At 54.0% G+C, this 13,506-nt stretch carries 11 protein-coding genes; 9 read left to right on the forward strand and 2 right to left on the reverse strand.

Annotated elements, in window-relative coordinates; all coding sequences use genetic code 11:
- Position 1: 1 nt before the first annotated feature.
- Positions 2-2,611 carry an EAL domain-containing protein gene (locus tag KFE80_10180; protein UTW44758.1) on the reverse strand — a complete coding sequence of 870 codons (2,610 nt, stop codon included), beginning with the start codon at positions 2,609-2,611 and terminating at the stop codon, positions 2-4.
- A gap of 88 nt (positions 2,612-2,699) precedes the next feature.
- Positions 2,700-3,704 (reverse strand): serine/threonine protein kinase, encoded by a 1,005-nt coding sequence (locus KFE80_10185; protein UTW44759.1) that lies wholly within the window; start codon positions 3,702-3,704, stop codon positions 2,700-2,702.
- A 98-nt stretch (positions 3,705-3,802) separates the two neighbouring features.
- On the opposite strand from KFE80_10185, the gene gcvT reads away from it, so the two are divergent.
- From gcvT to KFE80_10230, 9 genes are all read left to right on the forward strand, one after another.
- Complete coding sequence (gene gcvT, locus KFE80_10190) at positions 3,803-4,897, forward strand: glycine cleavage system aminomethyltransferase GcvT (protein ID UTW44760.1); 1,095 nt, start codon at positions 3,803-3,805, stop codon at positions 4,895-4,897.
- 246 nt (positions 4,898-5,143) lie between these two features.
- Positions 5,144-5,533: a glycine cleavage system protein GcvH gene (gene gcvH, locus KFE80_10195; GenBank protein UTW44761.1), complete on the forward strand. Its 390-nt coding sequence runs from the start codon at positions 5,144-5,146 to the stop codon at positions 5,531-5,533.
- A gap of 200 nt (positions 5,534-5,733) precedes the next feature.
- Positions 5,734-6,936 (forward strand): class I SAM-dependent rRNA methyltransferase, encoded by a 1,203-nt coding sequence (locus KFE80_10200; protein UTW44762.1) that lies wholly within the window; start codon positions 5,734-5,736, stop codon positions 6,934-6,936.
- Positions 6,923-7,153 carry a DUF1653 domain-containing protein gene (locus KFE80_10205; protein UTW44763.1) on the forward strand — a complete coding sequence of 77 codons (231 nt, stop codon included), beginning with the start codon at positions 6,923-6,925 and terminating at the stop codon, positions 7,151-7,153. The genes KFE80_10200 and KFE80_10205 overlap by 14 nt, the downstream gene beginning before the upstream one ends.
- A gap of 220 nt (positions 7,154-7,373) precedes the next feature.
- A complete protein-coding gene (locus KFE80_10210; GenBank protein UTW46693.1) occupies positions 7,374-8,804 on the forward strand; it encodes a PhoH family protein in 1,431 nt (476 codons plus the stop codon).
- A gap of 127 nt (positions 8,805-8,931) precedes the next feature.
- Positions 8,932-9,438, forward strand: a complete 507-nt coding sequence (gene rppH / locus KFE80_10215; GenBank protein ID UTW44764.1) for an RNA pyrophosphohydrolase — start codon at positions 8,932-8,934, stop codon at positions 9,436-9,438.
- The gene (ptsP, locus tag KFE80_10220; GenBank protein ID UTW44765.1) at positions 9,431-11,719 is read left to right on the forward strand and encodes a phosphoenolpyruvate--protein phosphotransferase; all 2,289 of its coding nucleotides are present in this window, start codon (positions 9,431-9,433) and stop codon (positions 11,717-11,719) included. The genes rppH and ptsP overlap by 8 nt, the downstream gene beginning before the upstream one ends.
- A 99-nt stretch (positions 11,720-11,818) precedes the next feature.
- The gene (locus KFE80_10225) at positions 11,819-12,670 is read left to right on the forward strand and encodes a prolipoprotein diacylglyceryl transferase (protein UTW44766.1); all 852 of its coding nucleotides are present in this window, start codon (positions 11,819-11,821) and stop codon (positions 12,668-12,670) included.
- Positions 12,667-13,500 carry a thymidylate synthase gene (locus KFE80_10230; protein UTW44767.1) on the forward strand — a complete coding sequence of 278 codons (834 nt, stop codon included), beginning with the start codon at positions 12,667-12,669 and terminating at the stop codon, positions 13,498-13,500. The genes KFE80_10225 and KFE80_10230 overlap by 4 nt, the downstream gene beginning before the upstream one ends.
- Positions 13,501-13,506 lie beyond the last annotated feature (6 nt).

A 13,506-nucleotide genomic window follows, 5' to 3' on the forward strand; every position in this document is an offset into this window, starting at 1 on the left:
TTTAGTTTTTTGTACGGTAGTTATCCACCCATTTTTCGAAGGCGTCTCTGTCCATTGGCCGCCCTAAATAATACCCTTGCCCAAAATGACAGCCCTGCTCCTTGAGGAAGGCCAGCTGCTCTTGGGTTTCCACACCCTCGCCAACGACTTGTAATGACAGCTTTTGGGCCAGGCTAATAATGGTGTCTGTGAGAGTGGCGGCGGATGAGTCTTCTTCGATGCGTGACACAAAAGCCCGATCGATTTTAATAATATCGATGGGGAATGTGGTCAGGTAGCTCAAGGACGAATAGCCGGTACCAAAGTCGTCAATAGCGATGGTAATGCCGGCGCCTTGCAAGCGATTCAGTACTTTTAAAGAGCGCTCCACATTCTGTGCCAATAAGCGTTCGGTAATTTCTACGGTGATGTTAATGCTTTTGGCCTGTTCGGTAATAAGGTCAAGCCATAGCTCCAGAGAATTGTCGCGGGTGGAAAATACCCTCGGAGAAATATTTACTGATAAACAGGGGGCGCGGCCCTGTTGTTGTTTCATTTGCAGGATGGCGGCGCTGGCCTTTTTGAGTACAAGGCGGTCGATGGCGTTAATCATGCCAGTTTCTTCCGCCAGCGGAATAAACTCGTTGGGTGGCACAAATTTGCCGTTGTCGACCCAGCGCACCAGGGCTTCGCATTTTAACGGCAGGTCGTCCATCAACGGTACGATCGGCTGGAAATGCGCTTCCAGTTGCTCCGCAGAAATCGCCGCCAGTAACCGGTTATGCATGATGTGGCGATTTTCAGAAATACGCTGCATTTCCGCAGTAAAGTACAGGCAACCGTTGCGGCCAGATTTTTTGACCTCGTACATGGCCTGGTCGGCGTTGGTTACCAGTTCTTCGGCGCTACGACCATGCTCTGGAAAACTGGAGATGCCAACGCTGGCGCTACAGAACAGTTGGTGGTCAAGAAGATCAAAGGGTTCGTTGATGCGCTTTAAAATGTTGGCGGCAATGGCATAGGCGTCGCCACTGTTGTTGATGTTATTAAGGATTACGGTGAATTCATCCCCGCTGTAGCGGGCCACGGTGTCTGAACGCCGGGTGCAGGATTTAATGCGATGGCCGACCTCGCTTAGCAGCAAATCCCCCGCCTTGTGCCCCAGGTTGTCGTTAACCGCTTTGAAGTTGTCCAGGTCGATAAACAAAATGGCAACGCTGTGGCCTTCACGCTCCGCTTGGGGCAGGACTTTTGCCAATCGGTTTTCAAATAAAAACCGATTGGCGAGACCGGTCACCGTATCGTAGGTGGCCTGCTGTTGAATCATTTCAACAAATTTTTTCTTTTCGGTAATGTCCTGTACTGCACCGACGACCTCGGCAATGTGTCCGCGGCGGTGTACCGGGTTGCCAATCAGGCGCACCCAGCGAGTGTCACCGTCTTGCTCAATGCTCAGTTCCACATCGAACTTGCGGCCACTGGTGATGGCTTCTTGAAACAGGTATTTAAGCTGTTTGCTTTGGGTTTCGGGAAACAGTCCCAGAATCGTTTCGATGTTCTGTTCGGCGCCTTCCTCAAATCCAAAGATTTGCGAGGACTGTTCGCTCAGGTGAGACAGTTCGCCATCTGCGTGGAGTTTCCAACCCCCAATCAGTGCCAGCTTGCCCGCGTCTCGCAGTAGTTGCTCACTCTCTTTTAGTTTTGATTCAAAGCGCCTGTGGTTGGCTGCGTCGCGATGGCGGTTGCGCAATATCAACAAAGCAATGGTTGCAATCAGCAAGGTGAGCGCTCGAAGTAACCACACTTCCAACGGTGAGTGGTACCAGCCATCGTTGGGTTGAGCGCTGATTTGCCAAAAGCCAGAACAGACCGGAATGGTGGTTTGTATGTTATCTGGGTTGTTGAACAGGTCGTCGTTGCCAAAAAAAGCGGAGCTGGCGGTACTGAGCGTTGTGCGATTGCGAATGGCAATGTTGATGGCGGTACCGTTATTTTGCAGGCCAATACTTTGGTACAACCGGTTGGCGTCAATGGGGGCAGAGACTACCCCCCAAAATTTGCCATTATCTGGGCCACGGCGGAGAAATACCGGAGCGCGCAAAATAAAGGCACTGCCGCCTTGTACCAGGTCTACTGGGCCAGCCAGTACCAACGATTTGCTGTCTCGGCTCAGCAGCACATCGTCCCGCTGGGCATCATTTTTCATATAATCGAGGCCCATGACTCGCTCATTGCCTTCCATGGGATGCACCATGGTGACTACCAGGTCGGGTGCCGCGGCAAGGTTTACCAGTAGAGGGCTGTCTTGCAATAGCTCTTCCGCAAATTGGGAAAAGTCGTTTTTATCCAAATCAGGAATAAGGGATATATGAGCGGTAAGGCCATGAATAAGAGAGGTAGTGCGTGCGATTTCGCCGCTAAGGCGTGTGGTAATGGAGTTTATTCGAGCTGCCGTCTCTCTGCTTAATGCCTTGGCATGCTGCTGTTGTAAGTAGTATTCGGGAATAAAACCCAACAGGAAAATCAACGGCAGACAAAGCAGGGTGCCCAGCCACGGAACAACCCGCCTGCTGCAAAGGTACACAGCGGCGACAATAACAACGGCAATACAAGCGAAGTAGAGAATATCCATTCCAGTTCAGTGGTTCTTATTATTGTATTTATCGGGCTGTTGGCTTAAATCTAAATTGCGGTGAGTATTCCTGCGGTTGTTGATAACGTCAAGGTTGCAAGCTCAAGGGCGGCTCCTGCAGCGCCGCCAGCTGCTCGCGCAATTCCAGGATGTGTTCCCCCCAGTAACGTTCGCTGTTGAACCAGGGGAATGCCCGCGGAAACGCCGGGTCATCCCAGCGGCGCGCCAACCAGGCGGCGTAGTGCATGATACGCAGGGTACGCAGCCCTTCGATCAACGCCAATTCCGCCGGATCGAAATCGCAAAACTGCTCATAGCCTTCCAGAATCGCATCCAGCTGTTCTGTCTGCTGACGGCGGCCGCCGGACAGCAGCATCCACAAATCCTGGATTGCCGGGCCGCTGCGGCAATCGTCAAAATCCACAAAATGCGGCAGATCGTCGCGCCACAAAATATTACCCGGGTGGCAATCTCCATGCAGGCGGATGGTTTGAAAATCGCAACGGCTGAACAAGGCTTCCAGTTGGGGCAGTAAATCTTCCACCAGTGTGCAGTAGGCGGTTTCCAGCGCCATGGGCAGGCACTGATGGCTTTTTAAAAACTGGTAGCTGTCGATGGCGTAGCTCTGCACATCAACCGCAGGCCGGTGCTGAAATGGCTGGGCCTTGCCTGCAGCGTGGATACGCCCCAGGTAACGGCCGAGGATTTCCAGATTGTCGAGGTTATCCAGTTCCGGGGCACGGCCGCCGCGCCGCTGGAACAGGGCGAAGTCAAAGTCGCCGTCGTTGTGCAGGGTTTTGCCATCACTGTCTGCCAGTGGCGGCACCACCGGAATCTCCAAATGCGCCAGCTCGTGGGTAAACTGGTGCTCTTCAAGAATCTGTTCTCTGCTCCAGCGCTGGGGCCGATAGAACTTGGCGATCAGATGCTCACCATCTTCGATACCTACCTGATAAACCCGGTTCTCGTAACTGTTTAATGGCAGTATGCGGGCATCACTGAAATAACCCTGTTGCTCCACTGCATCGATCACTCGATCTGGCGTCAGGGCATCGTATGGATGAGCATTGTTGTTTGAGTCGCGATCAGTCATGGCGGCATGATACATGAGTGTTGAAATCTTGTTGGGGCTGTATCGGTTTACCTATAAAATGCCGCCTTTCAACCGACTAAGCACAACGGGTATTTGTTATGGGTAACCGCACTGAGTTGTTCCAGACTCACAGCGAGCTGGGCGGCAAAATTGTCGATTTTGGCGGCTGGGATATGCCGCTTAATTACGGTTCGCAAATTGAAGAGCATCACGCGGTACGCCAGAAGGCGGGGATGTTCGACGTCAGCCACATGACGGTGATTGACGTCGCCGGCTCAGACGCTCGCGCCTACTTGCGCAAACTGGTCACCCACGACGTCGCCAAACTCGACGGCCAGCCCGGCAAGGCACTGTACAGCGGAATGCTCAATGAACAGGGCGGGGTGATTGACGACCTGATCATCTACCACAACAGCGCCACGGATTACCGCGTGGTGGTGAACTGCGCCACCCGTGAAAAAGACCTGGACTGGATGACTGAGCAAGCAAATGGCTTTGAGGTCACCCTGAGTGAACGCCCGGAATTTGCCATGATCGCCATTCAGGGGCCGCAGGCCATCGAGCTGACCAAATCCGTTGTTTGCGACGATGCGGTGGCTGCCATCGACGAGCTCAAGCCTTTTGTGGCTAGACAAGTGGGCAGTTGGTACATCGCCCGTACCGGTTACTCCGGAGAAGATGGCCTGGAAATTATGTTGCCTGGCGAAAAAGCCGCCGATTTTTGGCAGCGACTGCACAACGCCGGTGTTGAACCCTGCGGCCTCGCAGCTCGAGATACCTTGCGTCTGGAAGCGGGCATGAATCTGTATGGCAACGACATGACCGACGAGGTATCACCCCTGGAAGCCAATATGGCCTGGACGGTGACCTGGGAGCCACAAGACCGCGACTTTATTGGCCGCGCGGCATTAACCCAGCAAAAAGCCGACGGCGTTAAGAACAAATTGGTAGGCCTGGTGTTTGAAGGCCGCGGAGTATTGCGCGCCGGAATGCGCGTAGAGGTTGAAGGCAGCGATGACGACGGTATTATTACCAGCGGTGCTTTTTCACCCACCCTGGGTACCGCCATCGCCTTTGCCAGGGTACCGAAAACCGTTGGTGACCAAGTTCAGGTGGAATTGCGGGGCAAGCTGGCCCCCGCCCGAGTCATCAAACCCTGCTTTGTGCGCAATGGCGCCAAGGCATTTGACTAATACCTTGGCAATCCAAAATGCCATCCTGGCTTTTGGATTGCGTCGCGCTATCAATGCTGGCGCAAAGGTGTGACTTTGCTGGCCTTGATAGCGCTCGCGCTGGCAAGCCAGCGGCGGCACATCTGACCGCCACGGATGGCGGAAATGCCGTTTTTGCAGGAGCAAAAAACGGCCCTGTGCCGCGAGCGTATGAGAGACATCAATATTTAAACCGGGTTTTACCGAATTAAGTAAGAGGAATAAAAAATGAGCGAAGTAATCAGCGGCCTGAAGTACATAGCCTCCCACGAGTGGATTCGCGATGAAGGCGACGGCACCGTAACCGTAGGCATTACCGACCATGCCCAGGAAGCCCTGGGCGATATTGTGTTTGTGGAACTGCCCGAAGTGGGTGCTGAGCTGTCTGCTGGTGACGACGCCGGTGTGGTGGAATCCGTAAAAGCGGCCTCTGACATCTACAGCCCGGTATCCGGTGAAGTGGTGGCCATCAATGACGACCTGGAAGACGCCCCGGAAACCGCCAACAGCTCACCCTACGGCGACGGCTGGTTTTTCCAAATCAAACTGAGCGATGCCTCTGAGTTGGAATCCCTGCTGGATGCGGATGCGTACCAGGAAGTATGCGACAACGAGTAAATGCGGCCTCTTTGGCGCATTGCTGTGTTGAAGGCTTTGCTGCGCTGCTAATGAACGGATGTTCACTCCGCTGCTCGCGCAACCTTCGCCTTGCACTGCATCCAAATAGACCACATTTACAGGGCCATCGGGTAAAGCCGCCATTTTAGGCGGCTTTATTTTTGCTCAAGTACAAACCCTACAAGCCACCGAGAACCAAAATGACCGAATTGAAACTGCGCCTTAAACCCGGCAAAGAACGCCGACTTCGCGGCGGCCACCCCTGGGTATACAGCAACGAAGTGGATGTGGCGGCAACACCGCTGAAAGGAATGGCTGCAGGCGCTGTGGCAGTGGTTGAAGATAGCCGCGGCAACCCCTTGGGTGTCGCAGGGGTCAGCCCCAACAGCCTGATTTGTGCGCGCTTATACAGCCGCGACCCGAACCAGAAACTCGATACCAACTTTTTACACCAGCGCCTGCAAGCGGCTCTGGCGCAAAGGGAGCAAGCTTACCCCGGCGGTTGTTACCGGCTCTGTTATGGCGATGCCGACGGCCTGCCCGGCTTGGTGGTGGACCGCTTTGGTGATTATCTGGCGGTGCAGCTGGCCACGACCACCATGGATCAGATGCAAGACCAGGTGGTTAAAACACTGGTCGAGCTGATCGACCCTAAGGGCATTCTGCTGCGCAATATGGGGCCGTTCCGCCAGCAGGAAGGCTTGCCGGAATCTGTGGAAGTGGCTTTTGGCGATGTGCCAGAAACCGTGGAAATTACGGAGAACAACACTCGCTTTATGGTGCCACTGCTGGCGGGCCAAAAAACCGGTTGGTTTTACGACCACCGGGAGAACCGCGCCCTGCTGCAGCGGTTGTGCCCCGGCAAAAGTGTGTTGGATGTATTCAGTTACGCCGGTGGCTGGGGCGTGGAAGCACTGACGGCTGGCGCTGGTTCGGCCTGTTGTGTGGATGCTTCCGAAGAAGCCCTTAATGCCGCTGCCGCCAGTGCTGAACTCAACGGCGTGGCCAGTCAATTCAGCGGGCGCCAGGGAAAGGCCGCTGAAGTGCTAAAAGCCATGGCTGCAGAAAAGCAGCAATTCGATATTGTGGTGCTCGACCCACCGGCCTTTATAAAACGCCGCAAGGATATTCGCCAGGGTGAGAAGGCTTACCACCAAATCAACCAACTGGCGATTAAGGTGCTGGCGCCCGGTGGTTTGTTGGTGTCTGCTTCCTGCTCCATGCATTTGTCGGAGGCAATGCTAATGGATGTGGTGCGTCAGGCGGGCTCTCGCAGTGGCCGTCAGTTGCAGGTAATCGCCAGCGGTGGTGCTGGCCTGGATCACCCGCTGCATCCTGCGATTCCGGAAACCCGGTATCTAAAAGCCATCTTTGCCAAGGAGGTGATCGATGCCCAGCAATGATTTGCAGCCTGGTCTCTACCGACACTATAAGGGCAACAACTACGAAGTGGTTGGCGTGGCCAGGCATTCGGAAACCGAAGAGTTGTTGGTTGTCTACCGACCCTGCTACGGTGACCGAAGCCTGTGGGTGCGGCCGCTGACCATGTTTGTAGAAACGGTGACTATTGATGGCAACGCCGTACCGCGTTTCCAGCACCTTGGCCAGGTTGAGGAATAACTGTGACTGGGTGTTTGTATTGAGCCCATTTAAAATTTAAAAAAATTCCCAAAAAAAACAAAAAAAGATTTACAGACAGCGGCCGATATAGGCATAGTTGCCTTGCAACATCAGCAAGTTTATTGGCAGGCTGTTTGGGTATCTGCCAATTGCTCACAGAGCATCCATAAGCCTGCCGTTTTCCACGACACGACCTGGAGAAGTGCTTATGGGAGACGCCATGCCGGTGGCCGAACACAGCGTTCACAATTCTAATAGCGATAACACCGCTCACCCTTCCAGCGAACAACCGACAATCTATATCCTGGACACCAACGTCCTGATTCACGACCCCACTGCCTTACTCAATTTTGAAGAACACCATGTCGCCATTCCAATGACCGTATTGGAAGAGTTGGACAAGCTAAAAAGTGGCCGCAACACCCTGGCTGCTGACTGCCGTCAGGCGATTCGTGGTATTGATCAAATACTGGGAGGCGCTACCTCTGACGAAGTGGAAAGTGGTGTCGCTATCCGCCGCGGGGAGAAAAGCGAGCCCCTGGGTACCCTTTCAATTCTGATGAGTCAGGCACCGGATAATGTCGCCGTATTACCCACTCATCTCAACGACAACAAAATCATCAACGATATTTGCCTGCTGAAACAGCAGTACCCGGAAAAGCGGGTGGTGCTAGTGACTAAAGACATCAATATGCGCCTCAAAGCTCGAGGCTGCGGCATCGATTCTGAGGATTATCACAGCGACCAATTGGTCAGCGATATCGAGCTGATCAACAAAGGCTTTGTGGAATTTGCCGGTAGTTTTTGGGACTCCATCGAATCGGTGGAGACTGAGGCAGACGCCGGGTATGCCTATCACCGAGTGCCACGCTGCGCTCACTTGCAAGATGTTCACCCCAACCAGTTTGTGCTCGATGAGCAGGGGTTTGTGGGGCAGGTGGTGGGAATCACCGATGACAGCATTACCCTTAAGCAACTGGATCAGCAGTCCCTGCTGGAGCAGGAGGCCTGGGGCCTGAAACCTCGCGATATCTACCAGGCCATGGCTTTGCATCTGTTGATGGATCCGGACATTCATCTGGTGAATCTGGTGGGTTCGGCGGGCTCTGGTAAAACTATTCTTGCCCTAGCAGCGGCCATTGAGCAAACGGTCACCACCAAAACCTACCGCCGTATTATCGCCACTCGCAGCACCCAGGGGTTGGATGAAGACATCGGTTTTTTGCCGGGCACGGAGGAGGAAAAAATGGAGCCCTGGCTGGGTGCCATTACCGATAATCTGGAAGCCTTGCACTACGACGATGAGGATTGCTCTGGCAGTGTCGACTACGTGCTCAATAAGGTGCCGTTAATGTTTAAGTCGTTGAACTACATTCGCGGTCGCAGCTTTCAGCACAGCCTGATTTTGATCGACGAGTCGCAAAACCTCACGCCTCATCAGATCAAAACCATCGTCACTCGCGCGGGTAAGGGTTCCAAAGTGGTTTGCCTGGGCAATCTGGCGCAGATCGACACCCCCTACTTGAGCGCCACCAGTTCCGGGCTCACTTATCTCACAGAGCGCTTTAAAGGCTTTGAATACGGCGGCAATATTCAGCTGCAGGGTGTGCCCCGCTCGCTGCTGGCGGAGTACGCGGAAGCCAATCTTTAAGCGCAACGCTCAGTAGAAACTGCAAAGCCGCCTTCGGGCGGCTTTTTTTATCAGTCAAAAATGAACATCTCCTGTGCATATGGTCTGAAGTTATGGAACAATAACCTTCATTCTAAGGAGGCTGTAAGTGATTGATAAAGAGGGCTTTCGCCCCAACGTAGGCATTGTTATTGCCAATGATTTCGGCCAGTTACTGTGGGCCAAACGCATTGGCCAGAATGCCTGGCAGTTCCCTCAGGGTGGGGTGGATCGGGGTGAGTCCCCCGAGCAAGCGCTCTACCGTGAGCTGTATGAGGAGGTGGGGCTGCGTAAAAAAGACGTCAAGTTGTTGGCGTCCACCCGCCACTGGCTGCGTTATCGCCTGCCGAAAAAATACGTGCGCCAAAACGCCAAACCCCTGTGTATCGGCCAGAAGCAAAAGTGGTTTTTACTCAAGTTGGTAGGGGATGAAAGCGACATTTGCTTTGAGTGTGGTCACAAAGCCGAGTTTGATGGCTGGCAGTGGGTAAATTACTGGTACCCGGTGGACAAAGTAGTGGATTTTAAACGGGATGTTTATCGCCGTGCGCTGCGTGAGTTGGCGCCTGCACAAATTGAATTGGAACGTGGCCAATTGAGGAATCAGCGTGCTTGAATCCTTGCGCAGTATTGTTCAGGAGGTTAATGCTGCCGGTAGTATGGCAGAGGTACTGACTATTGCTGCTCAACGTGTCAAAGAGGAAATGAAGGTTGGCGGCTGCTCGGTTTTTTTGTGCCAACAGGGCGGTTACGTGCTGCGTGCTACCGATGGTTTCTACCAACAGGCAGTTGGCAAGGTTTATATTGCCGATGGCGAGGGCCTGATCGGTCTGGTGGCCACCAAAGAAGAGCCCATCAACCTGGAAAATGCCAGCCGACATCCCAGATATACCTATTTCCCCGAAACCGGTGAGGAACGCTTTGCCGCCTTTTTAGGGGCCCCAATTATTCATCATCGCAAAGTGTTGGGTGTGGTTTGTGTCCAGGAAGAGGAGTCCCGCCGTTTTGACGAAGGCGAGGAAGCTTTTCTGGTTACTATTTGCGCTCAACTGGCGGCCACCATTGCTCATGCTGAGGCCACTGGCGAGCTCAAACAACAATTGAGTTCCCCCGGTGCAAACCCACCACAAGTGCCCTCCGAGGTTGTGCTTAACGGTATTCCCAGTGCCCCTGGCATTGCTATTGGCGTTGCGGTATTGGTGGCGGCCCCGGCGGATTTGCGGGCGGTATCCCGCCGTTACATAGAGGATGTGGACGGGGAATTGGTGCGCTTTAAGGAGGCGATTCGTCGTACCAAGGAGGACCTGCACAACCTGGACGCGAATATGGTTGGCAAGCTCAGCAACAGCGAGCGAGCTTTGTTTGGGGTCTATATCAGTATGCTCGATGATCACAGCCTCAGTGACGAGGTTGTCGCCATGATTCGCGACCAGAAGCTGGCTGCTCAAAGTGCCTGGGCTGCTGTGATTCGCGAACACGTGCGCAACTTTGAGAGCATGGATGATGCCTATCTCCGCGAGCGTGCATCCGATGTGCGCGACCTGGGTCGGCGAGTGTTGGCACACATTCAGCAGAGCCAGCCCAGGCAAATCGAATACCCGGAGAATACCATTCTGATCGGTGAAGAGTTGGCAGCGCCGATGTTGGCGGATGTGCCTCACGACAAACTGGTGGGGATGATTTCGGTGCGCGGTTCACGCAACTCTCACATGGCGATTTTGGGCCGTGCACTGGGTGTGCCCACGGTGATGGGGGCGGTGGATTTGCCGCTGTTGGAGGTGGATGGTTGTGAGCTGATTGTCGATGGTCATCAAGGCAGGGTGATCGCCCACTTTACCCCGGCGCTGCGGGTTAGCTACGAACAACAACGCTATGAAGAGCAATTGTTGGCGGCTAACCTGGAGCAGCTGCGTGATCAGCCCTGTGTTACTTGTGATGATCAACGGGTGGGCCTTTGGGTGAACACGGGCCTGCGCATCGATACCATGTTATCTCTGGATCGCGGCGCAGAGGGCGTTGGCCTGTACCGCACCGAAGTGCCGTTCTTGATGCATGAACGCTTTCCTTCAGAAGAAGAGCAGCGAAAAATTTACCGGGAACAGCTGGAAATATTTGCGCCGCGCCCGGTGACCATGCGTACCCTGGATGTGGGCGGTGACAAAGCGCTGCCTTATTTTCCCATCGAAGAGGCCAATCCGTTTCTGGGGTGGCGGGGGATTCGCGTTACTCTTGATCATCCGGAGATTTTTCTCGGTCAAATTCGCGCCATGATGAAGGCCTCGGAAGGGCTGGATAACCTGCGCATCATGCTGCCGATGATTTCCAATATTCCAGAGTTGGAAGCGGCCATGGATTTGATCTACCGCGCTTTTGATGAGCTCACCAAGGAAGAGGGTTATAGCCTGGTGATGCCACAAATTGGGGCCATGGTGGAAGTGCCCGCTGCGGTGTATCAAATTCGCGAAATTGCCCGTCGGGTGGATTTTTTATCGGTAGGCACCAATGATCTCACCCAATACCTACTGGCAGTGGATCGCAACAACAGCCGGGTAGCCGATCTGTATCACGCCTTTCACCCGGCGTTGCTCAATGCACTGCAAACCATCGTTGATGGTGCACTGCGGGAAAATCGCCCGGTGAGTGTCTGCGGTGAATTTGCCGGCGACCCTCTTGGGGCGGTGCTGCTGGTTGGAATGGGCTATGAGGTATTGTCGATGAGCTCATCCAATTTGCTTCGAGTGAAAGCCATTCTGCGCCAGGTCAGTAGTCGGGAAGCTCGCAAACTGGCGGAATCTGCACAAGCCATGCCCGATGCGTTTGCAGTGGTTGAGCTCTTGCAGAGTAAGCTCGCCAGGCCGGGTATGAAAGAATTGCTGAGAGCCGTTAACACCAAGTAAGCCCTCCCGCTGTTGCCAACAAGCGGCTGAGATAGTTATTGCCGCACTTCCACGTTAGAATCACCACCGCTGTTCAACGGCTACTGAGAATCGTGTTCCATGACTTACCCCAATATTGACCCCGTCGCCCTGGACTTGGGGTTCGTCCAAATACACTGGTACGGTGTGATGTACCTGCTGGCATTTGCCAGCGCCTGGTTGTTGGCCCGCCACCGCAGTCGCCAGTCCTGGGCGGTGGTGCAACCGAAGGATGTGGAAGATCTGATTGTTTACATCGCCTTTGGTGTGATTGTGGGTGGCCGTTTGGGCTCCGCCATCTTTTACAACTTTGGCCATTGGTTGGACGACCCGCTGTGGATATTCCGCATCTGGGAAGGGGGGATGGCCTTCCACGGTGGCTTGATCGGGGTACTGGTTGCTCTCTGGCGCTTTAGCTGCCGTATTAAAAAACCGTTTGTGCCGGTGGCGGAATTTATTGTGCCCATGGTGCCATTGGGGTTGGCGTTTGGCCGCCTGGGGAATTTTATCGGTGGCGAACTCTGGGGGCGGCCCACGGATGGTTGGTGGGGCATGGTGTTTCCCAAGGCCGACAGTCAGCCACGCCACCCCTCGCAGTTGTACGAAATGTTCCTTGAAGGCATTGTGCTGTTTATTATCCTGTTCTGGGTGAGCCGCAAACCACGGCCAGCGGGTTTGGTGGGTGGCTTGTTCCTGTTTTTATATGGCCTGTTCCGTTATCTGGTGGAGTTTGTGCGCGAGCCTGACAGCGGCATACCGCTGTTGTTTGACTGGATGACCCGCGGTCAACAACTCTGCTTGCCGATGATGGCGGCAGGCATCGCGTTGCTGATTTGGGCCTGGCGTCAAAAGTCAGCACCGCAGCCGCAAGCTGCTCAGCCTGCAGAAGCGACCAAGCCAAAGAAACGCGCCAAGAAAAAGAGAAGAAAATGAAAGCCTATCTCGAACTGCTAAAAGATGTTTTGGAAAACGGTGCCGATAAAGGGGACCGTACCGGCACGGGCACCCGCTCCGTGTTTGGTCGCATGGTGCGTTACGACCTGGCGGAAGGCTTTCCCCTGCTCACCACCAAAAAGTTGCATATTCGTTCTATCCTCCACGAACTGTTGTGGTTTTTAAAAGGTGACACCAACATCAAGAGCCTCAATGACAATGGTGTGACCATTTGGGATGAGTGGGCCACGCAGGAAGGGGAGTTGGGCCCGGTATACGGCCACCAGTGGCGCTTTTGGCCCGATGGTAAGGGCGGCCATATTGACCAGATTGCCGAGCTGGTGGAAGGGTTAAAAGCCAACCCCAACAGCCGTCGCCATATTTTCCACGCCTGGAATGTGGCGCAGTTGCCGGATGAATCAAAAAAGCCTTGGGAGAATGCTGCCGAAGGGCGTATGGCGTTGCCTCCCTGTCACTTGCTGTATCAGTTTTATGTGGTCGACAATAAATTGTCGGCGATGCTCTATATTCGTTCCAATGACTTGTTTTTGGGCAACCCCTACAATACCGCCAGCCTGGCATTTCTCACTCATATGTTGGCTCAGCAGTGCGGTTACGAGCCTGGCGAGATTGTTATTTCCGTGGCGGATCTGCATCTGTATCAGAATCACCTGGAGCAGGCTCGTACACAATTGGAAAGGGAGCCGCGACCCCTGCCCAAACTGGTGATTCATCGTGTGCCAGAGTCGATTTTCGATTACCGCTTTGAAGATTTTGAAATTGTCGATTACGACCCGCATCCCCATATCTCTGCCCCCATTGCTGTTTAAGGACAC

Source organism: bacterium SCSIO 12696 (assembly GCA_024397955.1).
Taxonomy (GTDB): domain Bacteria; phylum Pseudomonadota; class Gammaproteobacteria; order Pseudomonadales; family Porticoccaceae; genus SCSIO-12696.